The organism is Clostridium sp. ZS2-4 (assembly GCF_026719745.1).
In the GTDB taxonomy this organism is placed as follows: Bacteria; Bacillota; Clostridia; order Clostridiales; family Clostridiaceae; genus Clostridium_H.
In genome coordinates this window covers 18,608-43,954 of the sequence record NZ_JAPPRQ010000040.1, presented here as the reverse complement: position 1 = coordinate 43,954, position 25,347 = coordinate 18,608, and the positions used below count along the sequence as shown (strand labels likewise).

24 protein-coding genes and 1 other RNA gene are annotated in these 25,347 nt (G+C 30.2%); 1 reads left to right on the top strand and 24 read right to left on the bottom strand.

Annotated elements, in window-relative coordinates; genetic code table 11:
- Window positions 1-280: 280 nt before the first annotated feature.
- From OIO11_RS06565 to OIO11_RS06525, 9 genes are all read right to left on the bottom strand, one after another.
- Complete coding sequence (locus tag OIO11_RS06565; RefSeq protein ID WP_268070639.1) at window positions 281-577, bottom strand: ribosomal protein L7/L12; 297 nt, start codon at window positions 575-577, stop codon at window positions 281-283.
- A gap of 463 nt (window positions 578-1,040) precedes the next feature.
- Window positions 1,041-1,385, bottom strand: an RNA gene (gene rnpB / locus OIO11_RS06560) — RNase P RNA component class A.
- A 39-nt stretch (window positions 1,386-1,424) separates the two neighbouring features.
- The gene (locus OIO11_RS06555; RefSeq protein WP_268070638.1) at window positions 1,425-2,138 is read right to left on the bottom strand and encodes a zinc ribbon domain-containing protein; all 714 of its coding nucleotides are present in this window, start codon (window positions 2,136-2,138) and stop codon (window positions 1,425-1,427) included.
- Window positions 2,139-2,236: 98 nt separating this feature from the next.
- Complete coding sequence (locus OIO11_RS06550) at window positions 2,237-3,052, bottom strand: Nif3-like dinuclear metal center hexameric protein (protein ID WP_268070637.1); 816 nt, start codon at window positions 3,050-3,052, stop codon at window positions 2,237-2,239.
- Complete coding sequence (locus OIO11_RS06545) at window positions 3,043-3,732, bottom strand: tRNA (adenine(22)-N(1))-methyltransferase (RefSeq protein WP_268070636.1); 690 nt, start codon at window positions 3,730-3,732, stop codon at window positions 3,043-3,045. The genes OIO11_RS06550 and OIO11_RS06545 overlap by 10 nt, the downstream gene beginning before the upstream one ends.
- 10 nt (window positions 3,733-3,742) lie before the next feature.
- Window positions 3,743-4,630, bottom strand: a complete 888-nt coding sequence (locus OIO11_RS06540) for a PH domain-containing protein (RefSeq protein WP_268070635.1) — start codon at window positions 4,628-4,630, stop codon at window positions 3,743-3,745.
- Window positions 4,631-4,710: 80 nt separating this feature from the next.
- Complete coding sequence (rpoD, locus tag OIO11_RS06535) at window positions 4,711-5,820, bottom strand: RNA polymerase sigma factor RpoD (protein ID WP_268070634.1); 1,110 nt, start codon at window positions 5,818-5,820, stop codon at window positions 4,711-4,713.
- A gap of 4 nt (window positions 5,821-5,824) precedes the next feature.
- Window positions 5,825-7,606: a DNA primase gene (dnaG, locus tag OIO11_RS06530; RefSeq protein WP_268070633.1), complete on the bottom strand. Its 1,782-nt coding sequence runs from the start codon at window positions 7,604-7,606 to the stop codon at window positions 5,825-5,827.
- A 193-nt stretch (window positions 7,607-7,799) separates the two neighbouring features.
- Window positions 7,800-8,828 carry a deoxyguanosinetriphosphate triphosphohydrolase gene (locus OIO11_RS06525; protein ID WP_268070632.1) on the bottom strand — a complete coding sequence of 343 codons (1,029 nt, stop codon included), beginning with the start codon at window positions 8,826-8,828 and terminating at the stop codon, window positions 7,800-7,802.
- Window positions 8,829-8,971: 143 nt separating this feature from the next.
- Here OIO11_RS06525 and OIO11_RS06520 point away from each other — a divergent pair, with 143 nt between their 5' ends.
- Window positions 8,972-10,048, top strand: coding sequence for a CotS family spore coat protein (locus OIO11_RS06520; RefSeq protein WP_268070631.1), 1,077 nt, complete (start codon window positions 8,972-8,974; stop codon window positions 10,046-10,048).
- A gap of 32 nt (window positions 10,049-10,080) precedes the next feature.
- Here the strand turns inward: OIO11_RS06520 and ppdK are convergent, their stop codons facing one another.
- The 15 genes from ppdK to prmA all read right to left on the bottom strand — a co-directional run bounded on the left by ppdK (window position 10,081) and on the right by prmA (window position 25,251).
- On the bottom strand, window positions 10,081-12,711 hold the full coding sequence (ppdK, locus tag OIO11_RS06515; RefSeq protein ID WP_268070630.1) for a pyruvate, phosphate dikinase: 2,631 nt from the start codon (window positions 12,709-12,711) through the stop codon (window positions 10,081-10,083).
- 69 nt (window positions 12,712-12,780) lie between these two features.
- A complete protein-coding gene (locus tag OIO11_RS06510; protein WP_268070629.1) occupies window positions 12,781-13,422 on the bottom strand; it encodes a helix-turn-helix transcriptional regulator in 642 nt (213 codons plus the stop codon).
- A 231-nt stretch (window positions 13,423-13,653) separates the two neighbouring features.
- Window positions 13,654-14,238 carry a DUF4342 domain-containing protein gene (locus OIO11_RS06505; protein WP_268070628.1) on the bottom strand — a complete coding sequence of 195 codons (585 nt, stop codon included), beginning with the start codon at window positions 14,236-14,238 and terminating at the stop codon, window positions 13,654-13,656.
- The gene (recO, locus tag OIO11_RS06500) at window positions 14,231-15,001 is read right to left on the bottom strand and encodes a DNA repair protein RecO (RefSeq protein ID WP_268070642.1); all 771 of its coding nucleotides are present in this window, start codon (window positions 14,999-15,001) and stop codon (window positions 14,231-14,233) included. Before recO ends, OIO11_RS06505 begins: the two co-directional genes overlap by 8 nt.
- Before the next feature lie 219 nt (window positions 15,002-15,220).
- A complete protein-coding gene (gene era / locus OIO11_RS06495; RefSeq protein WP_268070627.1) occupies window positions 15,221-16,105 on the bottom strand; it encodes a GTPase Era in 885 nt (294 codons plus the stop codon).
- Window positions 16,106-16,269: 164 nt separating this feature from the next.
- On the bottom strand, window positions 16,270-16,980 hold the full coding sequence (locus tag OIO11_RS06490) for a diacylglycerol kinase (RefSeq protein WP_268070626.1): 711 nt from the start codon (window positions 16,978-16,980) through the stop codon (window positions 16,270-16,272).
- 120 nt (window positions 16,981-17,100) lie between these two features.
- Window positions 17,101-17,601: an rRNA maturation RNase YbeY gene (gene ybeY / locus OIO11_RS06485; protein WP_268070625.1), complete on the bottom strand. Its 501-nt coding sequence runs from the start codon at window positions 17,599-17,601 to the stop codon at window positions 17,101-17,103.
- 3 nt (window positions 17,602-17,604) lie between these two features.
- The gene (locus OIO11_RS06480; protein ID WP_268070624.1) at window positions 17,605-19,668 is read right to left on the bottom strand and encodes an HD family phosphohydrolase; all 2,064 of its coding nucleotides are present in this window, start codon (window positions 19,666-19,668) and stop codon (window positions 17,605-17,607) included.
- Window positions 19,669-19,706: 38 nt separating this feature from the next.
- Window positions 19,707-20,876 (bottom strand): sporulation protein YqfD, encoded by a 1,170-nt coding sequence (gene yqfD / locus OIO11_RS06475; RefSeq protein ID WP_268070623.1) that lies wholly within the window; start codon window positions 20,874-20,876, stop codon window positions 19,707-19,709.
- Window positions 20,873-21,160 (bottom strand): sporulation protein YqfC, encoded by a 288-nt coding sequence (gene yqfC, locus OIO11_RS06470; RefSeq protein ID WP_268070622.1) that lies wholly within the window; start codon window positions 21,158-21,160, stop codon window positions 20,873-20,875. The genes yqfD and yqfC overlap by 4 nt, the downstream gene beginning before the upstream one ends.
- Before the next feature lie 323 nt (window positions 21,161-21,483).
- Complete coding sequence (gene rpsU, locus OIO11_RS06460) at window positions 21,484-21,666, bottom strand: 30S ribosomal protein S21 (RefSeq protein WP_268070621.1); 183 nt, start codon at window positions 21,664-21,666, stop codon at window positions 21,484-21,486.
- A 141-nt stretch (window positions 21,667-21,807) separates the two neighbouring features.
- Entirely contained in the window at window positions 21,808-22,152 is a 345-nt protein-coding gene (locus OIO11_RS06455) for a histidine triad nucleotide-binding protein (protein ID WP_268070620.1), read from the bottom strand.
- A gap of 89 nt (window positions 22,153-22,241) precedes the next feature.
- Entirely contained in the window at window positions 22,242-23,543 is a 1,302-nt protein-coding gene (mtaB, locus tag OIO11_RS06450) for a tRNA (N(6)-L-threonylcarbamoyladenosine(37)-C(2))-methylthiotransferase MtaB (RefSeq protein ID WP_268070619.1), read from the bottom strand.
- On the bottom strand, window positions 23,543-24,298 hold the full coding sequence (locus OIO11_RS06445; RefSeq protein WP_268070618.1) for a 16S rRNA (uracil(1498)-N(3))-methyltransferase: 756 nt from the start codon (window positions 24,296-24,298) through the stop codon (window positions 23,543-23,545). Before OIO11_RS06445 ends, mtaB begins: the two co-directional genes overlap by 1 nt.
- Before the next feature lie 17 nt (window positions 24,299-24,315).
- Window positions 24,316-25,251, bottom strand: coding sequence for a 50S ribosomal protein L11 methyltransferase (prmA, locus tag OIO11_RS06440; protein ID WP_268070617.1), 936 nt, complete (start codon window positions 25,249-25,251; stop codon window positions 24,316-24,318).
- Window positions 25,252-25,347 lie beyond the last annotated feature (96 nt).

The window sequence follows — 25,347 nt, the reverse complement described above, 5'->3', positions numbered from 1 at the left end:
TGCATTTAATTGCATCTAGTGCTTGCTGTACCAAATATGCTGTATTACCATTTTTTCTTCTACTCCCTACTATCCCCAATACTTTCATTATACTACCTCCATAAATATCATATTTGCTACGCATTTTATTTATACTATGACTTAATTATATATTACACTCACTTCAAAATATGGGATATGAATGCAATTAAAAGACCTATGATAATGCCAATATCTCCAGGAATACTTTTATCTCCTTTCAATATATTTACAATTATTCACTATATAGTTCTAAATTCACCTATATTAATTCCTGTTCACTTAAGGAATCAATATATTCTTTAGATTCCTTCAAACCAAGTCCAGTAACCATTCTATATCTTTTAATTACTTTAATCTTTTTACCTTGTGAAATAAGACTTTTCAACTCATTATCTATATTTTCTATGATTGTGTCAGGCACTCCAAGTTGTTTAGCAATCTTATCTAAAGTTGTATTCATACGTGCAATATCATTTCGCAACTGACTAATACCAGTTGATATGACCATTAATGATATTAGTCCTATTGTAATTGCAAAAATATCTGTGTTATTCATAGCTTATATCTCCTTTATTTTTAAATCAATTGGTCATATTGTATAATTTTATCATATTTGCTACGCATCTTCTTTATATGTGGCACCACCATCCCAATGAAATTATATCATATTAAATCCCATTATAGTAAAATAATGTATATTATTTAACGAAAATAACCCTAAATACCTAATACCTAGAGTTATTTTTATAGAAATATCTTTCCTTCTAATCTTTATTTACATTTTTCTTCAACTGCTCAATCCCCTTATTCTTCAAATTCCTGACCTGTGAAACTGTCTTATCAATTAAAAAATGTATTGAAGGATACTTGAAGAAAAAGGAATGGCTGAAACAACAAATCTCAAAAGGGTATGTATTCAAGAAATTTAATGTTAACCATAAGGTTTTTTATTGAATACTGTCCTTTTACTGTATAGTAGCAAAAAACAAAATAACTACCCCGAAAGGTAGTATTTATAATGTGCGACCAAGCCTATAAGCCGAGTTCTGTGTTAAACGGTCATCTATCTAGGCCTACTGTTACCAGTAGGCTCAAGCGATCTTACCCGGGGACGGAACGGGCAGCCCCATAAGTCCCTCTATTCGATCTTGCTCCAAGTGGGGTTTACATAGCCGCAAAGTCGCCATTGCGCTGGTGAGCTCTTACCTCACCTTTCCACCCTTACCAAAGTAAACTTTGGCGGTATATCTCTGTTGCACTTTCCTTAGAGTTGCCTCCACTGGGTATTACCCAGCACCCTGCCCTATGGAGCTCGGACTTTCCTCTCCTGCATAATCTGCAGCAGCGACCATCTGGCTTACTCGCAGATACTATATTAACATACTACAAAGGAAAAATCAAATTTATTTTTCTGGCAAATATACTATTCTTCCACAGTTATCACAATAAATTACTTCTTTATTCTTATTCAATTGGCTTATTGTAATTGCCGAAAGCTTTATTTTACATCCACCACATACTTCATTCCTTACTGGAACCACAGCACTATTTTTAGCTTTCCTTATTGACTTATATTCCAACAACATTTTTTCTGGCAGCTCACTTTCTAATATAGCTATAGCCTTTTCAGCCTCTTTAATATTTTTATTTGCCTGCATAATTCTATTTGTACTACTCTCTTTATATTCTTGAAAATTATTCTTTAAATTAACAAGCTCCTGTCTTGAATTTTCTATTTGCAGCTTAAGTTTCTCTTCTTTTTCCAAGATTTCTATAGAATTATATTCCATTTCTTTTATTGCAGTTTTATGATTTTCTATTTGCTTTTCACATTTTTCGATCATTCTTACATCACTACCATACTCATTGTACAATTTATTTTGTATATCTTCCATTTCTGTTTTCTCACTGTTAATTTTACTGCTGATTTTTATATATTCACTTTTTATCTCTTGAATTTGTTCCTTTTTTTCTAAATACTTTGCTTTTAATCTTTCAAAATCATTTTTCATTTTCTTTAGCATGTTCATATCTGTATCATCTTTCACTATCTTATTTCCTTCTTCAATTTTTCTATAGTTCTCCTCTAATCTAATCAACTTTTGTAAAGTATCCATATACATTCCTCCTATTTTTTGTTTTCATCTAAATAATTATATGATAGTTTAAAATTTCAATTATATATGAAAAATAGAAATAAGTACAAAACTTATTTCTATTTTAATTTGTATGGGTCCTTAATATTCTCTGATATTGTAACATCATTATTAAAACCCAATTTCTTTATTCTATTTTCTAATTCCTTAGCCACAACTTTAATACCAGGCCATTCCGTTCCAAAATGTCCAGCATCAATTATCCCTATACCTTCTTCACTATAATCACTAACATAATGATAGGTTGTATCTCCTGTAATTATACAGTCTGCTCCTAGTTTTTTTGCAGCATAAAAATAATCCTGCCCACTGCCATTTATTATAGCAACCTTCTTTATAAGAATAGAATCTTCCCCTGCATATCTTAAATAAGGAAGCTCTAGGGCTGACTTTATCTTGCAGCATAATTCTTTTAGAGTTATGCTCTCATTTAATTCAGCAACTCTACCAATGCCACTGTTATAATCATTAGAATCTCTATTTGGTGAAAGATCAATAGTTTTTGAAGCTTCAAAGCCTAACATCCCAGTAATTATATCATTAATTCCACCCTTAACAGAGTCTAAATTTGTATGACTTGAATAAACATTTATATTATTTTTTATTAACTTTATTAACTTCTTTCCAAGTAAAGTCTCAGTTGTTATAGATGAAGGCTTTCTAAATAAAAGAGGATGATGAGTCAAAATAAGATTACATTTTTTATTTTTTGCTTCTTCAATGACGTTTAAAGTACAATCTAAAGCCACCAAAATAGACGTTACCTTTTCCTCTACGTCTCCAACCATTAAACCCACATTGTCATAACTCTCTTTTAACTTTATTGGAGCCATTTCCTCCATAATTTTTTTAATATCCACAACCTTTAAAGACATAAGAGTAACTCCTCCAATTTCTTTATCTTATTCGTAATTTCTTGTTTTCTTTTTCTAGCTGATTCAGTTCTTTCATCAATATATTCCAATATACTTCTATACTTATTAATTTTAAATCCAATATACTCTTCTACAAGAGGATGTTTTTTTTCTATAAGTTTCTTACTTACTTCGTAATATATATTATCCATCTTTGTTGGTTTATTATTATATTTTATCTTGATTATTTCATAATATTTATCCTCGTCAAAACATAATTCTTCATCAATTACATCATACCCGGCTTCATACACATACTGTCTTAATACTTCCGGATTTTGAACTGGCTGAAGTATCATAAATTTTAAACTTTTGAATACATTCATATCTTCTTCTATTATATCTCTAATTAAATTTCCACCCATTCCAGCAATTACTGCACCATCTACTTCAAAGGGCTTAATAGTAGAGAGTCCTCCCCCTAGCCTGCAAAATATCCTATCACTTAAACCTTCCCTTTTAATATTTATTTTTGCCTTTTCCACTGGACCTTTATTTATATCTGATGCAATAGCCTTGCTGCAGGTTCCCTTTTGAATTAAATATATTGGTAAATATGCATGATCTGTACCAACATCACAGATTGATTCACAATTATCTACCATTTGTCCAATAGTTTTTAGTCTATCACTTATATTCATTGCTTGTCTCCTATAAAAATTGAAATAATGTTTTTAATTGCATTAAAAAGAATACTGCTGATATGACAAGTGACACATAAATATATCTGTTAGCACTTTTCTTATCATATTTTGCGTGAAAATGAGCTGCATAATACATACATAATAAAATTGCCATATTTAATACACCATAAGTCATTTGTTTAAATGCAAACTGCTTACCAGTCCCCATCTTTACTGCTTCAAACTTTGCATTAAAATTTATTGGCATCTCTGCTGGCAGCATTTGTTTCAAGTATAAAATAAATGGTGTTAGTGTAAATACTACGATTATTACACTTACTAGTAAAAAAGGTATCATAAATCCCTTTTCTTTATGTAGGCTTACCATCTTATTGGGTTTATATTCCCACTCTAAAAACCTAACTCCTCTTTCTTCCAATAAGTTTTTAAATTCTTCAATTTGCTCTGGTGAAATAGCATAGTTTATTTCTGATGTTTTTAAATAAATTACTTCTTTACTGGAAGTTACAAACATTCTTGTTGTTCCTATCTTATCAACTACAAATCTTCCTAAAGCAAAATTATTCTTTCCAACTCCTGAAAGCTTAACTCCATGAATTATACCTTTTGAGTCTCTATATCCTTCAATACTTTTAAAAGGGATTTTTATTTTTTTCAAACCCCAAAACCCTATAATGTATAAGTTTTCTTCATCTGCCAAATATTTCAGTGTAAAAGTTAACAGTAAATAATAAATTCCATATAAATTAACCAGTATCAAAAATATCTTAATTAATGACAGTATTACATACAAATCTATTAATTTAGTTACTAATACTATACCTATATTTATCAATATAGTACAAGAAAGAATAATAGAAGCTCCTAGGCCTTTTCTATTGTTGTATGCTTTCATTTTATCACCCTCTTTAAAGGTATTATATCATAAAAAAAGAGTAAAGTTAAACTTTACTCTTTGGAGCCTATAATAAACCTCTAGTCTAAATAATCCTTCAACTTTTTACTTCTACTTGGATGTCTTAACTTTCTTAAAGCCTTTGCTTCTATCTGTCTTATTCTTTCCCTTGTTACATTAAATTCTTTTCCAACTTCCTCCAATGTTCTAGCTCTTCCATCATCAAGTCCAAATCTAAGTCTTAAGACTTTTTCTTCTCTTGGTGTCAATGTATCTAGAACATTTATTAACTGTTCTTTTAACATTGTAAATGCAGCTGCCTCTGCTGGTGCCGGTGCTTCGTCATCTGGAATAAAGTCTCCTAAATGACTATCTTCTTCCTCTCCAATAGGAGTTTCTAAAGATACAGGTTCTTGAGCTATCTTCATTATCTCCCTAACTTTCTCTACTGGCATTTCCATAATCTTTGCTATTTCTTCTGGTTGTGGGTCACGTCCTAACTCTTGAAGAAGTTGTCTAGAGACCCTAATAAGCTTGTTGATTGTCTCAACCATATGAACAGGTATTCTAATAGTTCTAGCTTGATCTGCTATAGCTCTAGTAATCGCCTGTCTTATCCACCATGTTGCATAGGTACTAAACTTGTAACCTTTTCTGTAGTCAAACTTTTCTACTGCTTTTATTAATCCTAAGTTTCCTTCTTGAATAAGGTCAAGGAAAAGCATTCCACGCCCTACATATCTTTTGGCAATGCTTACAACTAATCTAAGATTTGCTTCTGCTAATTTCTTCTTAGCAAACATACTTCCATCTTCAATCTTTTGAGCCAGTTCAATTTCTTCTTCTGAAGACAGAAGAGGAACCTTACCTATTTCTTTCAAGTACATTCTAACAGGGTCATCTATGGAGATACCTTCTGGTATAGTTAAATCTAATTCTTCCTCTTCAACTTCTGCCTCTCTCATATCTCCAATTATTTCTATATCCATAGACTCAAGAACATTATATACTTTTTCTATTTGTTCAGGACTCAACTCCACATTTTCTAATTCATCCATTATTTCTTTGTATGTTAAGCTAGATTTTTTCTTCCCTTTGTCAATAAGATTCTTTATTATTTTCATTTTTTCATTATTATCTTTTACATTCTTTCTTTTGTTATTCTCATTCTTTTTATTCTTCTCTGGCATTTGATTACCTCCTTTCGCTATTGTTCATTTGCATTATATCTTTTTGAATATTTTGGAGTTGCTTTACAAGTTTTAAGGATTCTTCAAAATAACCTTTTGCTTCATAGTCTTTAATTTTATTCATAATTTCTTTTTTCGACTCCTCTAGCTTAAATTTTTCGACTTCCCTGATATAATTATTTATTAGTTCTTTATGATTTTCTTCATCTAAGAGTTCAATTTGACAAATCTTTATCCATTCTTTAGAACTTTCTACATCATCACATTTAGCCTCTATGTGCGTTTCTATATTCTCAATATCATTTTCTATGGTTTCACAGATTAAGCTAAATATCTTTTTATGACTGTCTAATATCAAATCTTCTTTATCTAAAATATCAGTGATATATCTATAGTACTCTATATCTCCATACATGATTTTAAGTAAATTCCTTTCTGCTTTGACATAAGCAGGTTCTAAATATAATTTTTGTCCAAAATCCTTCTCAGTATACGCATATTGTGATTTTTTTACATTTTTTTGATTTTTTTCTGTCAACATATCATAAATTGCTTGTTCTTTTATACCAGTTTCTTCTGATAGCTTCTTCACATAAACATCCATTTCAATAGGATCTAACTCTGAAATTATCTCACAAGCCTTATTTATGTATTTTATGAGCATTTCTTTATCTTTTAAATTCATTCCATATTTAGCCATTTTAATTCTGTACTCAATAAAAGGCAAGGAATTATTTATAAGATCCATAAAAGCATCTTTACCATTATTCCTTATAAATTCATCAGGATCTTTACCTTGTGGTACTGTCAATACTCTAAGGTCAAACCCCTCTTTCTTTAATATTTTAAGTCCTCGTATTGTTGCACTTCTTCCTGCTAAATCTGCATCATAGGATATTATTATCTTATCAGCATATCTCTTTAATAACTTCGCTTGTTCAGATGTAAGCGCTGTACCTAAAGAAGCCACAACATTAGTTATCCCATATTGATGCAAAGATATGCAATCCATATACCCTTCAACAATAATTAATGTCCTGTCTTTTAAATTTTTTACTGCAAAATTCAATCCATAAAGATTTGTTCCTTTTTTAAAAATTTCTGTTTCAGGAGAATTCAAATATTTAGGCTTTGAATTATCTAGCACTCTTCCACCAAAACCTATTACTTTACCTTTATAATCAAAAACAGGAAAGATAACTCTCTCTCTGAATCTGTCATATGCGGAATTATTTTTCCCTCTAATTATTAATCCTGCATTTAAAAGATCTAATTCAGAATACCCTTTAGCTTTTAAATAATTCATAAGATTATTCCATCCCTTAGGTGCATAACCTAAACCGAATTTTCTTATTGTACTACTTAAAATTCCTCTGCCAGTAAAATATTGAGTTATCTTTTTTTCCTTTTGAAGGTTGTTAAAATAATACCTGGCTGCTTCTACATTAATCTTATATAGCCTTTCACTTTTATCTCTCTGTACATTATTTGTACCTTGTAAGTCCAATTCTATGTTAGCCTTATCTGCAAGATATTTTAATGCTTCGATAAAGGGCATATTTTTGGTTTTCATAACAAATGTTATTACATTACCTGCCTCTCCACATCCAAAGCATTTATATATCTGTTTATCCTGTGAAACACTAAAAGAAGGAGTCTTCTCATTATGGAATGGACAAATTCCTACAAAATTTCTTCCTGATCTTTTTAATTGAATACTTTCAGAAACAATATCTACTATGTCATTTTGTTCTTTTATTTTTTGAATTACTTCTTCACTTATCAATGAAGCATTACCACCTACTTATTAATTTTAGCGACAACTATATACCTATTCGACAAATAATCTTATTTTCCTTCTATAAATTTTCACTTTTTTCTCTATATAATATATTCTTTATAAAAGACAAATTTCCTTCATTTTTTTTTATTTTTCACACATATATTTTTCCATTTCTTTGCAAAAAATATTCATAGTTTTAGTATATTACAAGTTTAGGAACATAAAGTTTATTAAACAACAATAAACAATAATCATCACTCATCCCTGATATATAATCTGTTACACCAGTATATAAGCCTTCTCTCTCTACAATTTCGTAATAAAACCATGGCATCTCCTTTGGATTTTTTAAAAAATACTTATACACTTGTTCTAAAACAAATTTTGCCTTTTCTCTTTCTTTCTTTAACATTTCACCTTTATAAATATTGTCAAACATAAATTTTCTAAGTCCAACTAAACTTTGTTCCCCAGCTTTACTTAAGGATACTGCTATATTTCCACTCTCAATATTTCTAATGGTAGTGTATATACAATCCCTAACAAGAGCATCTATTCTTCTGCCATGAGTATCTCCTAATCCATCCAAAAATTCTTTTGGAATTTCCTCTGCACTTAGCAAGCCAGCTCTTATTGAATCATCTATATCATGATTTACATAAGCAATTTTATCACTATATCTTACAACTTGACCTTCCAAAGTGTAAGATTTTGATGATGACTTTGAAAAGCCACTGTGATGTAATATACCATCTAAAACCTCATGAGTCAAATTTAGTCCTATTCCCTGCCTTTCAATCTTCGTAAGAACCCTTACACTATTTTCATTATGTTTAAATCCAGTTGGATTTAATTTATCTAAAACCTCTTCTCCATTATGAGCAAAGGGAACATGCCCAATATCATGTCCTAGAGATATAGCCTCAATAAGCTCCTCATTAAGTCCTATCCCTTTGCCTATAGTCTTTGCAATTTGTGCCACTTCCAGTGTATGTGTAAGCCTTGTTCTGTAATGATCTCCCCAAGTCTTAATATACACTTGAGTCTTATGTTTAAGTCTTCTAAATGATTTACTGTGAATAATTCTATCTCTATCCATCATAAATTCTGTTCTTATGGTATCCTTCTCTTCAAAATACTTTTTTCTTTTGGCATTTGAAGAAAAAGCAGCATGAGGATTTAATATTTTTTTTTCATTTTCTTCAATTTTTTCTCGAATATTCATCTAGAAGCTCCTTTCAAATATATTTTCTTTTTCACAATAATATTTCTATACAATAATATAAAATCCTTTTTATAAGTAAAATGTATATTCTAATAATTTTTATAATATGTTTATATTAAGGATTTTATTTAAGGGGGGCCGTTATGCCTGAATCAGCTAAATTATGTAACATAAATTTATTATCAGAAGAAAACGTAAAAAAATTTGTTCTCCCATATTATGATTTACAGGAATCTAGAGTTACTGCAATAAAATTTAAAGATACTGACAAGCAAAGAGCTGTTTATAAAGTAGAACATAAAAATAAACAATACTGTCTTAAAAAAGTGTATTTTGGTAAAGAAGATTTACTGTTTATATATTCTGCCATCGAATGGTTATATAGAAATAACATAAATGTTCCAAGAATTCTCCCTAATAAACATAATGGAAGGTTCATCAACTATAAAGATATGCTGTTTATTCTCACCCCTTGGATTGGTGGAGAAAAATGTGATTATGACTCCCCTCTTCATCTACATGAAGCTTGTACTACATTAGCCTTAATGCATAATAAATGTAATAGCTTCTCGCCAATAAAAGGCAGTGTACATCGAAGTGGCTGCAATAATTTATACGAATCCATAAATAAACACTTCGATCAGTTATTAATAAATTCTAACCTGGCTTTTAAATACGGAGACTCTTTTTCAAAATTATACCTGAAAAATTTCGAAAAAGGTATTTATCTTGCAAAAAAATCTATTGAAGCTTTAAGTAAAGTTAATAGAAAAAATTTAAGCGTATCGCTTTGCCATATGGATTATGTTAATAAAAATCTTATTTTCGACGAGAGTTCCAGCATATGGATTATAGACTTTGATAAATGCAGAATGGACTATACAATTCATGACTTATCCTATTATTTTAGAAGATTATTAAAAAGAGATAATACTAACTGGAATATTGATACTGCTTTAATATGTTTAGACTCTTATGAAAAAACACGTCCTTTAAATTCGGATGAATATCACTATCTACTGGGATACTTGGCTTTTCCCCAAAGATATTGGAAACTTTCTAGAGATTACTACAGAAATATTGAAAAATGTAATAAAAAAACTTTTAGAGAGATACTTATTAAATCTTGTAGTAATTTTGACTCTCAGATAAAATTTGTAGAAGGATTTAAAAAGTGTATTAAACCCAAATTTAATAATTCACCTAAGAAAAGTCACTGATAAAACTATCAGTGACTTTTCTATTACTTACTTTACTTTCTTGAATTTTTAATTTCAGCCTGTGCTGCAGCAAGCCTAGCTAGCGGAACTCTGAATGGTGAGCATGAAACATAATCAAGCCCTACATTATGGCAAAATTCAACGGATGATGGATCTCCACCATGTTCTCCACAAATTCCAAGTTTAATATCTTTTTTTGTTTCTCTTCCTAATGAAGTAGCCATTTTGATAAGCTTACCTACTCCATTTTGATCTAATTTTTGGAATGGATCGAATTCATATACATTTTTTTCGTAATAATCATTCAAGAATTTTCCTGCATCATCTCTTGAGAAACCAAATGTCATTTGAGTTAAATCATTAGTTCCAAATGAGAAGAAATCCGCTTCTTTAGCTATTTCATCTGCTGTTAAAGCTGCTCTAGGAATTTCTATCATAGTACCTACTTTGTATTCCATATCTACATCTGCATTTGAGATTATTTTATCTGCAGTTTTAACTACGATGTCTTTTACATATTTCAATTCCTTTACCTCTCCAACTAATGGAATCATAATTTCTGGAACAATATTGTATCCTTTTTCTTTTTTAACTGCAATTGCAGCCTCGATTACAGCTCTTGTTTGCATTTCTGCAATTTCTGGGTATGAAACTGTTAAACGGCAACCTCTGTGACCCATCATTGGGTTAAATTCATGTAAGCTCTCAATAGTTGCTTTCAATTCTTCATAGCTGATTCCCATATCCTCGGCAAGCTCTTTAATATCTTCTTCTTCACTTGGTAAGAATTCATGTAGTGGTGGATCTAAAAATCTTATTGTAACAGCTCTGTCTTCCATTGCATTGTAGATTCCAATAAAATCTTCTCTTTGCATTGGAAGTAATTTTTCTAATGCTTTTCTTCTTTGTTCCTCATTTTCAGAGACAATCATTTCTCTAACTGCCGGAATTCTTTCCTCATTGAAGAACATGTGTTCCGTTCTGCAAAGTCCTATACCTTCTGCACCAAATCCAACAGCTTGCTCAGCATCTCTTGGTGTATCAGCATTTGTTCTAACCTTTAACACTCTTATTTCATCAGCCCACTTCATGAATTTTCCAAAATAACCAGTTATTTCAGGAGCTACAGTCTTTATAGCATGACCATATACATTTCCAGTACTTCCATCTAGAGATATGTAATCTCCTTCTTTATACATATTTCCATCAACGGTAAATTGTTTTTCTTCTTCATTCACTTTTAACATTCCACATCCAGCTACGCAGCAAATACCCATTCCTCTTGCTACAACAGCAGCATGAGATGTCATTCCACCTCTTACTGTAAGTATTCCTTCCGCAGCAACCATTCCTTCAATGTCTTCTGGTGAAGTTTCAAGTCTTACTAATACTACTTTTTCTCCTTTTTCATGATGTACCTTTGCATCTTGAGCTGTAAAATAAATTCTACCACACGCAGCTCCTGGTGATGCTGGTAATCCTTTTGCTACCGGAGAAGCTTTCTTTAATTCTTCTGCATCAAAGGCTGGATGAAGTAGTGAATCTAGTTGTTTAGGTTCAACCTTCAATAATGCTTCTTCCTTTGTAAGTAATCCTTCTTCAACTAAACCAACCGCAATTTTCAAAGCAGCTGGAGCTGTTCTTTTTCCATTTCTCGTTTGTAAGAAATATAATTTTCCTTGTTCTATTGTGAATTCCATGTCCTGCATATCTTTATAATGGCTTTCTAAACGTTGTGCTATATCCATGAATTGATCATAGCATTTAGGAAGATCTTCTTGAAGTTTTGAAATTGGTTGAGGTGTTCTAATACCAGCAACTACATCTTCCCCCTGAGCATTAATTAAATATTCTCCAAAAATTTTCTTTTCACCTGTTGCCGGGTCTCTAGTAAAGGCAACTCCCGTTCCTGAGTTATCTCCCATATTACCAAATACCATTGCTTGAACATTTACAGCAGTGCCCCAACTAGATGGTATATCATTTAATCTTCTATACACTATAGCTCTAGGGTTATTCCATGAACTAAATACAGCCTTTACTGCCTCCATAAGCTGTTCTTTAGGATCTTGTGGAAATTCTGTTCCCATTTCCTTAAAATAAAGTTCTTTATATTTACCAACTATTTCTTTTAAATCCTCAGAAGTTAATTCTGTATCGTATTCAACGCCTTTGTTCTCTTTTATGTTTTCTAAAATATTTTCAAATTTTCTTTTTTCAATACCTATTGCTACATCTGAAAACATTTGAATAAATCTTCTATATGAATCATATGCAAATCTTTCGTTTCCTGTAAGTACTGCAAGACCTTGTACAGCCTCATCATTTAATCCTAAGTTTAGTATAGTATCCATCATACCAGGCATAGAAACTCTTGCACCTGATCTTACTGAAACAAGAAGAGGGTTTTGTTTATCTCCAAATTTCTTACCTGTTATTTCTTCTGTTTTTTTCAAAGCTTCTGTTATCTGCTGAACAATACTCTCAGCTATAGCTTCCTCATCATCATAATATTTAGTGCAGGCTTCTGTACTAATTGTAAATCCTTGTGGAACAGGTATTCCAAGATTAGTCATTTCTGCTAAGTTAGCCCCTTTTCCTCCTAGAAGATTTTTCATACTTGCATTACCTTCACTAAAAAGATAAACATACTTTTTTTCCATACTAAACATCCCCTTTTCTAAATTGTCATTATTAGGTTATTATACGAGTTTCCTCGTCTAAAAAGCTTATTAATCATTTTCACTCATTTTAATAAAAAGACGTGTTATGTTTGTTTTTGAAAGTTTACCTATAACTCTAACCTTATCTTCCTTTCCTTCCAAAGCTTTTTCTACAACTGGAAGACTGTCGACCTCACGTTCAATAATTTTTTTCGCCGCTACATATACTGAATCTTCAGGCTCTACATATATAATATTTGGCATTCTTGTCATAATTATACCTACTGGAACCTTATTAATATCAGTACCGCCTATGGCTGTTTTTAAAAAATCTTTTCTGGATACAGCCCCAACTAAATAATTATTATTTTCTACAAATATTGTTCCTACATCATTTAAAAACAAATTTACTATAGCATTATATACAGTCGTTTGTTCATCTACGGTAACAGGTTTTGACATTACATCTTTAACCTTTATTTTTCTTAAATAATCATAAACTAAGCTAGAAGTTGGCTTTTTAGAATAAATATATCCAACTTTAGGTCTTGCCTCTAATATTTCAGTCATAGTAAGTATAGCTAAATCTGGTCTTAAGGCAGCACGTGTAACACCAATTTTACTTGCTAATTGTTCACTAGTTATAGGTCCATGTTCTTTTACCAATTCAATAATTTCTTTTTGTCTCGATGATAAATTAATTGTTTTCAACCTCCTCACGCCATACTAGTACATTATATCATGTATTACTTGGAAATAGTATAGCACTTTTGTTTATTTGTTACTCATTTTTTAAGGTTATTGTGATAAATGTTATACTTTTCTTTTTCTTTCGCATATTTAGTATGTTTTTTGTGTATTAACACTATTATAGTTACTTTTATCCATATTATGTATTTGATGTAGAAAGTCTCTTAATATCTAAAAATAAAAACGACAGTATTATCTGCCGTCATTATTCTTTTCTTTATCCTCATCAATTTCTTCAAAAGTTACAGTATATTGATATATATTTTCTTCTTCATTTTTATCATTTTTACTATCAAATTTATTCTTCATTTCAGATGTAAGATCATCAACTTTTTCTTTTACTTCCTGTGCTGTATTCTTAATAATTTTGTTTACTACTTCTACTGAGCCATCACTTTTAACTATTTCAACAGTCAATTTTGTAACAACTGCAGTTAACACACCTACAATTGCAAGAACTGGAATATAGAGCGCAACTATTCCTGCTGCAAGCCCAGCATTAACTGGTATATCTGTAACTACTTTTTCATCTTTTTTAATTATTATTCTATTAACATTACCTTTTTTTATAATATCCTTTAACCATTTTATAAACTCGTCTTTACTGGTATATATTTCCTCTTTTATATTATATCTACTTTTATCTTTTTCTTCAATATAAATTAAAGCATTAACCACATTACCATCACATGCCTCTAAAGCTTCTTTTGCTTCTGTATAAGTTACACCAGTTCTTTCTCTAATAATATCAATTTTTTCTAAAGATATATCACTCATTATATTCACTCCCTTTTAAATAATTAAAAATCTCTAAGCTTTTAGGTTTTCTTGTATAACTATGAGAAATAAATATATCCAATATTTTATATATTTCCTTCTTAATTTCATTTGATACTGAAATTCTATTTATATTCTCTATAGGTGTCTTATTTAAAAATCTCAACACATTATAAGCCGGATAGCTTATACCCATACCATTAACTCTATTACACTCAGTGCAAATACCTCCATGATATTGAAAGTTAATGTAATTACAAGTTGCTACACCTTTACCGCATATACAGCACCTATCAAAATTAAATCTATATCCAGTAGCATCTAAAAGCTTTATTTCAAAGCATCTCGTTAAAATTTCAATATCAACTGCTTTACTCTTTAAAAGGTAAAATGCTTTTATAAACTCCTTAAAAAGTTCTCTATTACTTTCTTCATCATTAAGTGCAATCAATATCAGTTCACAAAAATATGATCCATAAGTTATTGAGTCAATGTCTTTAAGTATACTTTGAAAAGAATCTATTATTTGAACTTCATTTATTGTATATATGCTTTTACCTCTGTAAAGAACATACTCGCCAAAGCAAAAGGATTGAGTCGTTGCCATAAATTTACTCTTACCTTTTTTAGCTCCCCTAGCTATTGCTGAAACTTTGCCTAACTTTTCACTAAAAATCCATATAAGTTTGTCATTTTCCTTATAATCTTGAGTTTTCAAGACTAACCCTCTAGTTTTAAATATCGACAGAACACCATCCCCTATTCCAACAGCAGCTTTTAAAATTAACAGATGACAATTATTCTATCTACATATATTATAACCTATTTACCGAAAGAAATAACATACCTTTTGTAAATTTTTTCTATTTTTTTGATATTTTACCTTTAATTAAAGCTTATGCACCAAAAACATTAACTATTAAAATAGTAATTATATAAATAATAAAATTGTCTACTGTCCTTTTCTCAGATTAATTATTTCTTATTCTTTATATCCCAGCTCTTTTAGCATAAACTTACTGTCTCTCCACTCTTTTTTCACCTTAACCCATATTTTAAGATTGACCTTACTTTCTAGAAACTTCTCCATATCTTGTCTTGCATAAGTAGAAATTCTCTTAAGCATTTGTCCTCCTTTGCCTATAATTATGCCTTTATGGGTATCTTTTTCACAAAGAAGATTTGCATCAATATGGTATGTTCCATTATCATTTCTTTTCATAGATAATATTTCAACTGCAATGCCATGTGGTACTTCTTCTGATAATAATCTCAATGCTTTTTCTCTTATGATTTCAGATATTACAAATCTTTCTTGCTGATCAGTAATCATATCTTCTGGATAATATTTAGGTCCCTCTGGAATATATTTAATCATCAACTGCTGCAGTGTATCTATGTTTTTATCTCTTTTTGCAGAAATAGGTATTATCTCATCAAAATTGATAAATGAAGAATATCTTTGTAATGTACTTGCAACTAATTCTGAAGGATTTTCATCAATTTTATTTACCACTAAAAAAACAGGCTTTTTGCTGTTTTTTAACCCTTCCAGTATCATTTCATCCCCTCTACCAATTTCTTCTTGAGGTGTTGTCATAAATATAACCAAATCTACTTCTTTAACTGAATCCTCAGCAACTTTAACCATATATTCTCCTAGTTTATGCCTAGGTTTATGAATTCCTGGAGTATCAACAAATATTAGCTGATAATCCTCCTTTGTTAAAACGGCTCTTATATTATTTCTTGTAGTCTGTGGTTTACATGATACAATAGATAACTTTTCTCCCACTATTTTATTTGTAAGAGTAGATTTTCCTACATTAGGTCTTCCTATAATTGTTATAAATCCTGATTTAAACATAAAGCCTCCTTGTTTTCCTATATCTTTTTTTTCATATATGTTCCTAAAAATTTTTCTCTAAACGTTAAAGTTTTTTAATAATTATATACTCCATAACTTTTCCTACATAGGATTAATTTTCAGTATATAAATTATATCATGTCTTATTTGCATTTCAAAATCTTTTAACCAAAAGTCCTAAAAATTAATAAGGTTAGTAAAAAGCCAAATATTCCTCCAGCAACCACCTCAACAATTGAATGTACTTCCGAATCCACTCTACTTTGTGCAACTATTAAAGCCATAATATAACTTAAAACAATAACTACTGGTGATTCTGTTAGCAGTGCTATCATTGTAGCAATGGAAAAAGCTATTGCACTATGTCCACTTGGCATTCCACCTTTTAGAGGAGTTCCTTCTCCAAAAATAGCTTTTACAATAACTGTAACCAGAGATACGATAACCAAACTCAAAAAAACCATATAGGGATTTGAATTCTTAATTTTGCTTATTACAACTAAAGTAAAAGGTGTTACTCTATCCCCAAATATTATATAGCCAACCAATACAGCATTGATTGCTGAAGCTAAAACAGCACCAGCTGCAACATTTTTCGCGATTTTGGCTAACGGATGATAATAATTAGTTGTAGCATCAACTGTACATTCTATAGCAGTATTCAGCATTTCACATACCAAAACCATGGTTATGGTTATTGTTATAGTTAGCAACTCTATTTTACTCAAATCATAAAAAAAACATACACTTAGAACAAATAAAGCTGCTACCATATGTATTCTCATGTTTCTCTGAGTTCTTACCGTATATATTATACCCTCAATAGCATAATTAAAACTATCAACAAGCTTTTTAACCTTTTTAATGAAGATCACCTCTTAATATAAAGTAAAATTTAATTCAAAAACTTAAAAATTAGAATTGTCAATCAGGGGATAAAACATTGACATGCAGATTTTACACTACTGCATGCCATTTACAATTACTGAATTAAATTATCTAGTAATATTGAACTTTTCTAAAATTTCTTCCTCTCTTCTTCTCATTTTTATTTTATCATTATCTTCCATATGATCATATCCTAAAAGATGAAGAACAGAATGAACAGTAAGATAACATACTTCTCTTTCAAAGGAATGATTATATTCATCACTTTGCTCTTCAGCTCTCTCCAAAGATAAAACTATATCACCTAAAACAAGGTCACCCTCATCCAAATCTGCGTCAGTGAATTTATGATGCTGGTATGTATCTTTATAAACCTGCCCTGCTGGATAATCCAGCATTGGAAATGATAAAACATCTGTAACTTTATCAAAATTTCTTTGTTCTTTGTTTATCTCTCTTATTTTCTCATTATCTATAAAAATTACACTTACCTCAGTAGGAATATCAACTTTTTCTTCCTTCAACGCATATTTTATTATTTCCTCAACCCTATGAATTGTTTGTGTTTCAATCTTAATTTTATTTTGTCTATTATCTATAAAGATCATATATTACTCTCCTTCTATTCTTTTGTGTTCATTTTTTTCTGAGGGATATTCAATTCTCTGATGATATATTCCTGATAAAGCTTTTAAAAATGCTCTTCTTATTTTATTCAAATCTTTAAGAGTTAAATCACAGTTATCCAACTGTCCTTCATTAAGTCTTGCTTTTATTATATTGTTTACCATCTCTTCTATTTTGCCTTTTGTTGGTTCACTTATAGATCTTACCGCTGCCTCAACACTATCTGCAAGCATTAAAATAGCTATTTCCTTACTCTCAGGTACAGGTCCTGGATATCTAAAATCATCTTCCTTTATTTCTTCAGGTTTTTCGCTTGTATTTTTTGCAGTTACATAGAAATATTTTACAAGAGATGTTCCATGATGCTGTTCAATAGCATCTCTAATAACTTTAGGAAGCTTATATTCTTTTGCAATTTCTATTCCATCCTTTATGTGTGATGTTATTATTAAGGTGCTCAGATTTGGATTAATCTTATCATGAGGATTATCTTTTCCCATCTGATTTTCCTTAAAAAACATGGGTCTTTTAACTTTTCCTATATCATGATAATACGCAGAAACTCTAGCAAGTACTGGATTCCCGCCAACCTGTTCTGCTGCAACCTCCGCTAAATTAGCCACTAATATACTGTGGTGATATGTACCTGGCGCTTCTAAAAGCAGCATTTTTTGTACTGGATGATTTGGATTAGATAATTCTAAAAGTTTTATAGTTGTAACAATATCAAAAGTACTTTCAAAAATTGGCAGAAACCCAATAGTTAATACTGCTGCTGCAACACTGGCAATAAATGAAAATCCTGTTTTCTTCATTACTTCAAAAACATTATTACTTAGCAAAAATCCAACTGTAAAAGTTAAAACTATATTCATAATACCTATAAATAATGATGCATATAAAATATCATTTCTCTGCTGCAACTTTTTTAAAGCTATTGCTCCCAATATACTGTTCAATATAGCTAATAAGGTTATCTCTATATTAAATTGAACAACTGCACTTATTAAAATACAGTTAATTATATTCATATTCAATGATATCTTGTGATTTATTAAAAGAGTAAACAACATAGGAACACATGCAAGAGGTATCAAAAACGGATACACCTCATAGAATGTTCTTGCAAATAATACTGATAAGCAGGTAAGTATATTTATTAAAATCAGCTTACTGATATCAGTATAAAATTCTCTATAATATTTATACAAGTAAAACCATTGTATAAACAATACAGCAAGTGCCAGTACAATTATTGCAATATAAATGTATTTGTTGTCTTCATTATCTAATAGTCCTAAATCTTTTAAAATTATCAAGTCTCGTGCAGTTACAGGTTCGCCTTCTTTAATTACTATCTGGTCTTTTTTAATCATAATCGGCTGTACAGTTTTCCTTGCCTCTGCTTTTAACTGATTAGTCTTCTCTTCATCATAGAAAAAATTAGATTTTATTTCTGAATATCCAATACTTTTTCCTAATTCTCTTAAAGTTTTTGGAAGCTTTGCAGCATTAAATTTAACATCTATGGCATCTTGAGCTTTTTTTATATCCTCTTCACTATCTTCTCTAATATCATAATCCAACACCTTATTCATGATATCTATCACATTTTTCTTAAAAAGCGCCAACTGTTCTTTATTTAGTGAAACAATGGTTTTTATATCTTCTTCAGATAAATTCATATGAATTTGTTTTTTTAAAGCTTCTATCTTTACATTTTCATCTGACCCTGCTTCCAAAGACTTTGTAACTTGAAAAAATAAATTGTTAATTTTATCGAGAGTATCTTTTTTTAGTTCTAAATTTTTATTATACTGCTCTCCTACAGACTCTTCAGCTTGTAATTCTTTTTCTTTAGTTTTTAATATATCCTTAACTTCTCTCGGTGCTTTGATATCAAACTTAGCAATATCACCTTCATGTAAATTATACTTTTTAGTTACTAGAGATGTTATTAAAATACCTACTATAAAAATAAAAGCAGTCAAGAAAATTATTATTCTTTTAGCTTTTTTATTATCTAATATCATCTTAAATTTACCCATTTTTAATCACGTCCCTTAGTTTTTATTACTATCTTATCTTAAGTGGCATTATTATTGTTTTCCAACTCTCTTTTTTGAGTTTCGGCGATATTTTCTTCCACTATTAACACAACTCTTACACTATACTTTTGACTCATTTGCTTAACATCAACTATCTTATCTACTATTTTAACAGATTTATCTAACTTTACAATTATTTCAGAAAAAAGTTCTTGTGCAGTGTCTTTTATAACATGATCTTTATCTAATATTTTTGTTTTTTGATCTACTTCATAATAAATTTCTTTCTTTATTAATGATTTATCTATTACTATTTTATCATAATTTTTAAAATTATTTTTTATTTTTTTGAGATAAATATTTTTTCCAAATATATTTAAATAAATGCTTGTTTGTTTTTTCCCTGTTCTCACTCTTTCAATTTCTTTATTTGAAACTTCCTTAATTTTTTCGTAAAAAGTCTTAGCAATTACATCTGCTTCTGCATGCACTGTATATAAGCTATCTGCCTTCCCCTGCTCTCCCTTTACAAGTATATCACCCTTTTTAACTATATCTCCTTTTTCTACAACCGATGTTCCACCTTTTGAATAAACCCTAACAATCTCTCCATCTTCCTTTGCCACTATATCACAGGGTGAGTCGTCAATTTCTATTTTAGGGGGTTCTTGTCTCTCTGCTATATTTATCTTTAATCTAGCCCCTTCTACTCTAGCTCTCGCCCACATTATATCTTCATTGTCTTTAACAATTTTCTCTTCCATCTCATAAACATTAATTTTTCTTTTATTAATACCTGGCACAATACCACAAGTTTTTAATTGATTTCTAAGTTCAAATGGTGTAATGTTTTTCTCCGTAGTTATATCTATAAACCATATATAGGTTGATAAAAAATAAATCATCCCAACAAATATTATTATACCTCCTGCTAAAGTTTTTCTTTTTCTGGTTTTAATCAGAAAAAAAGATATCCCTTTTCTATTAATTATCTTTATCTTTGTATTTGTTTTCTTAGAAATATCCTGCACCACTTCATAATCTTTAAGATTTATATCCATAGCTACAGTAGTAATATTTATTTTTTTTATATTTTTTACATATACATCGTTTTTCCACAATAAATTTATAAATTTCTCTGGCATAATGGAATGAATTTCAATTCTTATAATTCCTTTTTTATATTTATCAAAATTAAATTTACTCATAAACTAATCCCCTCATATGTTACCCCTTTAAATTTCCCACCTACAATTACGGTACTTCCCCCAATGAATAATATTTCAAGTCTTTCTCCATTGATTGATATTACTCCTACGTTAGAATTTATTTTTATTTCTTTTTCTTCAAATATTATTATTCCTTTATGGTTTTCAATGATTATTTCATTATCGCCTGTTATTGTTATTTTGGGTATATCCAAGACTACATCTCTAGGAAGATCAAGTTTTTCAGCTACATTCTCCTTAGTCCTATCTAATTTTCCACTCAATTTCTATCTCCTAACAATTGCTTTCATACTAATTTATGAGGTTTGCTTTTAATAAATTACTAAATTAAGGCAAAATAAAAGAACCAGTTAATTAACTGGTTCTTAAAGTTAAGTCTAAAAGACTGTAATCTTAATTTTATATTATACTATCTGCCCCGTTTTCATCAACCTACTGACGAACTATTTCAGCAATTTCATCTTCGGTCAACTGCTTAGGAAGGTACTCTAATAAAATCTCTAATACTACTCTAGTTTGTTTACTTACTTAAACAAACTTCAAGAGACATACTTGAGGTACCTTCTTTCTATTTATTCAATTTATACTATCTAACTTTTGTCTTTCTTCTTCTTGCAGCTTCTGATTTTTTCTTTCTTTTAACGCTTGGCTTTTCGTAATGTTCTCTCTTTCTTACTTCAGATAAAACACCTGCTTTAGCGCAAGATCTTTTAAATCTCTTTAAAGCACTCTCTAAAGTTTCATTTTCTCTAATTTTAATTTCTGACACCGATTATCCCTCCCTCCCTAGCAGTATTCAAACCTAAGTTGTTTGCAGTTGCTGAGGGCAAAATAGCACATTGGTAATTATACAATATAATTTTACAAGCTGTCAACTATTTTCATGATTTAGACTAAATTTCTCCAAAATTTAACCTGGTGGCCACGAGAGATTTCTTCTACCCAATATATGAAAATGAATATGGGGAACTTCTTGTCCTCCATCGTTTCCACAATTCATGATAACTCTATATCCACTTTCATCTATATTAAATTTTTTTGCAATATCTCTGCTTACAGTAAAAATGTGTGATATTATATTCGCGTCATCATCTTCTAACTCATTCAAGCTTTTAATATGTTTTTTAGGTATCACGAGAACATGAACCGGTGCTGCTGGATTAATATCCTCAAAGCTCAATATCATATCATCCTCATAAACCTTTTTAGCTGGTATATCGCCTTTAATTATTTTGCAAAATATGCACTCTTCCATGCTTCTCACCTCCTTACCAATATTAAGTATTCAACAAAGACATGGCAATTTCCTTCTAAGATAATAATATTTTTTATATTTTTTTTAATTTATTCAATTAAACCAATCATATGTTCCTCTTTCACTTCCACAAGTGATATATTTATAATTTTTTCCTTAACTTGTTCCTTTGTTTTAGATAAAACTTTTATATAATTAGGGGTATATCCTTCATACATATCACTATCCTCATTTGTTTTTTGCTCATATAAAACCTTCATTTTTCTTCCGATATACTTGCTCATAAATTCTTTTTCATTTTCTTCATTAAGCTTTATGAGCATCTTGCTCCTAATTTCTTTTGCAGTGCCATCCACTTGATCTTCCATAGAAGCAGCTTTAGTTCCTGTTCTTGGACTATACTTAAATATGTGCATTTTAGCTAATTTTATTTCTCTTAAAAACTCATATGTTTTATTAAACTCTTCCTCAGTCTCTCCTGGGAATCCAACAATTATGTCAGTAGTTATAGATACATCTTCAATATTATCTCTAAGACTATTTACTATAGCTTTATATTGTTCTACACTGTATTTTCTATTCATCCTTTTTAATGTTTCGTTACACCCACTTTGAAGAGAAAGATGGAAATGAGGACATAACTTTTTCAATTTGCCCAGTTCTTTTATAATGTACTCATCAAAGAATTCAGGTCCGATAGATCCTATTCTAACTCTTTCTATTCCTTCAATCTCATCTATATTTTGGAGAATTGTAAGAAGATTATAATCTTCCTCTAAATCAACTCCATAAGAAGATATATCAATACCAGACAAGATTATTTCTTTAAATCCATGAGCTGCAAGCTCTTTAACTTCACTTATAACTCTTTCTGGTTTCTTACTGCATACTGCCCCTCTTGCAAAAGGTATTAGACAATATGAGCAAAAGTTATTACACCCATCCTGAATTTTCAAAAAAGCTCTAGTCTTATCCTGATATTCTTCTATTCTTAAATCCTCAAAAACTTTGTTCTTAAGAACATCGTTTACCGCAACTATTTGCTTCTTTTCTTCTCTGGCTCTATTTACCCAATATACAATTTCCCCTTTATTCCTTGTTCCAAGTACAACATCTACATCTCCAATCTCTGACACCTTTTCTGGAGCAATTTGCGTATAACACCCTACAGCAGCAATTACAGCTTTATCATTTAACCTCCTTGCTCTAGATATCATCTGACGTGATTTTTTATCGCTCATATTTGTAACAGTACATGTATTTACTACATATACATCTGCTGTATCACTAAAAGATACAACTTCATACCCGCTTTTTATAAAATTTTCAGCCATGGCTTCAGATTCATACTGATTTACTCTGCAACCCAATGTAGCAAAGGCAACTTTCATTAAATTTTTCCTCCTAAATCTCCTAATTCGTACATAAGTAAACTAACACATGTAAACCCAGCTGTTTCTGTTCTAAGTATTCTTGGTCCCAATGTAACTATATGCGCTCCATTTTCTTTTAGCTGAGCTATTTCTTCTTCTTCAAATCCACCCTCTGGACCAATTACTACTGCTACTTTCTTTACATCTGTATTCAAATTCTTAATCATAGCTTTAACACCATAATTATCTGCATTTTCATAAGGTACAACAATCAAATCCATTTCTTTTAACTCATTTATAATTTCACTGAAATAAATAGTATCATTTACAACCGGTATAAGACTCCTTTTACTTTGCTTACACGCTTCAAAAGCAATCCTAGTCCATCTTTCTATCTTTTTATTATCGCGTCTTATTTCTCCCATAGAAGATAATACCCTTGAAGTTATTACAGGAGTTACCTCCTTTACACCCAGCTCAGTACATTTTTGAGCAATTAAGTCCATCTTACTTCCTTTGGGAAATCCTTGATAAAGATAAATATCAATAGGACTTTCGTTGTTAACTTCTAGTTCTTCTAAAAGTTCTACTTCTACTTTAACCTTGTTTATAGATTCTATTCTTCCTAAATATTCTTTACCATTACAATTATTAATATTTACTTTTTCTCCTTCTTTAAGTCTGAGAACCTTGTAAATATGTTTAACGTCTTCACCTTCAATTATTGCATTATTTCCAAATATTCTCTCTTCAGATACAAAAAATTTATGCATAGCTAACTCTCCTTTTTCTATGCTTTTGCTATTATGCAGCACCATTCTCCATCTGTATTAATTTTCTCAATTTTAAACCCACATTCTTCAAGTTTTTTACTTACATCATCTTTTCTATCTAAAATTATTCCTGAGGATACAAAATATCCTCCATTGACAATAAATTTCTTAACATCTTCTGCTAATATTTTAATAACGTCAGCTAATATGTTAGCTATTACAATATCAGCTTTACCTTCTACTACATCCATTAAATTACCATGTAATATTTCAATATTATCTATATTATTATAACTAACATTCTCCTTTGCTGAAGCTACAGCTACTGGGTCAAGATCTACTCCAACTACTTGCTTCGCTTTTAATTTTGCCGCTGCAATGGCAAGAATACCAGAACCTGTGCCTATATCAAAGACTGTTGAATCTTCTTTTACATATTGTTCAAGAGCTTTGATACATAATCTGGTAGTTTCGTGAGTTCCTGTACCAAAAGCCATACCAGGATCAAGTTCTATTACTATCTCTTCTTCATTAGGTTTATATTCTTCCCAAATAGGTTTAACCACTACTTTTCCCCCTACTTTTGTAGGCTTATAATATTTCTTCCAATTATTTTCCCATTCTTCTTCATTAACTTTTTTTACAGTAACCAGTCCTTGGCCTTTGTTTAATCCGAATTTCTCCAGTTCATTAACACTTTCTTTTATATATTCTACATATTCGTTAAATTTATCATCTTCCTTATAGTATGCTTTTACTATTGCTCCTTCTTTAACATCTATTATTGTTTCATCAAACCAATCAAATTTTCCCGGATTTTCTTTTTTAAACTTAATATCCTGTGAATCTAAAATAGCAACTCCTTGCACTCCCGTGTTATATAATATTCCTGTTACAGCCTCTGCAGCCTCACAGCTAGTAATTATCTCTACCTCTAACCAATCCTTATCCATAACTTGATAGCACTCCTTCTTTACTAAATATTCTTTAGCTTACAACTCATTTCATTATAATCTATATAACCTTGTACTGTAAACTTTAAAAAACTT

Coding starts and splice junctions, on each gene's coding strand:
- ppdK (WP_268070630.1), bottom strand. CDS start 12,711: ATGGAAAAAAAGTATGTTTATCTTTTTAGTGAAGGTAATGCAAGTATG.
- era (WP_268070627.1), bottom strand. CDS start 16,105: ATGTTTAAATCAGGATTTATAACAATTATAGGAAGACCTAATGTAGGA.
- mtaB (WP_268070619.1), bottom strand. CDS start 23,543: ATGAAAGTTGCCTTTGCTACATTGGGTTGCAGAGTAAATCAGTATGAA.
- rpoD (WP_268070634.1), bottom strand. CDS start 5,820: ATGCCAGAGAAGAATAAAAAGAATGAGAATAACAAAAGAAAGAATGTA.
- OIO11_RS06565 (WP_268070639.1), bottom strand. CDS start 577: ATGAATAACACAGATATTTTTGCAATTACAATAGGACTAATATCATTA.
- OIO11_RS06555 (WP_268070638.1), bottom strand. CDS start 2,138: ATGGATACTTTACAAAAGTTGATTAGATTAGAGGAGAACTATAGAAAA.
- OIO11_RS06540 (WP_268070635.1), bottom strand. CDS start 4,630: ATGAAAGCATACAACAATAGAAAAGGCCTAGGAGCTTCTATTATTCTT.
- yqfD (WP_268070623.1), bottom strand. CDS start 20,876: ATGAGTAAATTTAATTTTGATAAATATAAAAAAGGAATTATAAGAATT.
- ybeY (WP_268070625.1), bottom strand. CDS start 17,601: ATGATCTTTATAGATAATAGACAAAATAAAATTAAGATTGAAACACAA.
- OIO11_RS06505 (WP_268070628.1), bottom strand. CDS start 14,238: ATGAGTGATATATCTTTAGAAAAAATTGATATTATTAGAGAAAGAACT.
- OIO11_RS06455 (WP_268070620.1), bottom strand. CDS start 22,152: ATGGAAGAGTGCATATTTTGCAAAATAATTAAAGGCGATATACCAGCT.
- OIO11_RS06480 (WP_268070624.1), bottom strand. CDS start 19,668: ATGGGTAAATTTAAGATGATATTAGATAATAAAAAAGCTAAAAGAATA.
- OIO11_RS06520 (WP_268070631.1), top strand. CDS start 8,972: ATGCCTGAATCAGCTAAATTATGTAACATAAATTTATTATCAGAAGAA.
- OIO11_RS06445 (WP_268070618.1), bottom strand. CDS start 24,298: ATGCATAAATTTTTTGTATCTGAAGAGAGAATATTTGGAAATAATGCA.
- OIO11_RS06545 (WP_268070636.1), bottom strand. CDS start 3,732: ATGAATATAAGTGATAGACTAAAAACTATTGGACAAATGGTAGATAAT.
- OIO11_RS06525 (WP_268070632.1), bottom strand. CDS start 8,828: ATGAATATTCGAGAAAAAATTGAAGAAAATGAAAAAAAAATATTAAAT.
- prmA (WP_268070617.1), bottom strand. CDS start 25,251: ATGGATAAGGATTGGTTAGAGGTAGAGATAATTACTAGCTGTGAGGCT.
- OIO11_RS06550 (WP_268070637.1), bottom strand. CDS start 3,052: ATGTCTTTAAAGGTTGTGGATATTAAAAAAATTATGGAGGAAATGGCT.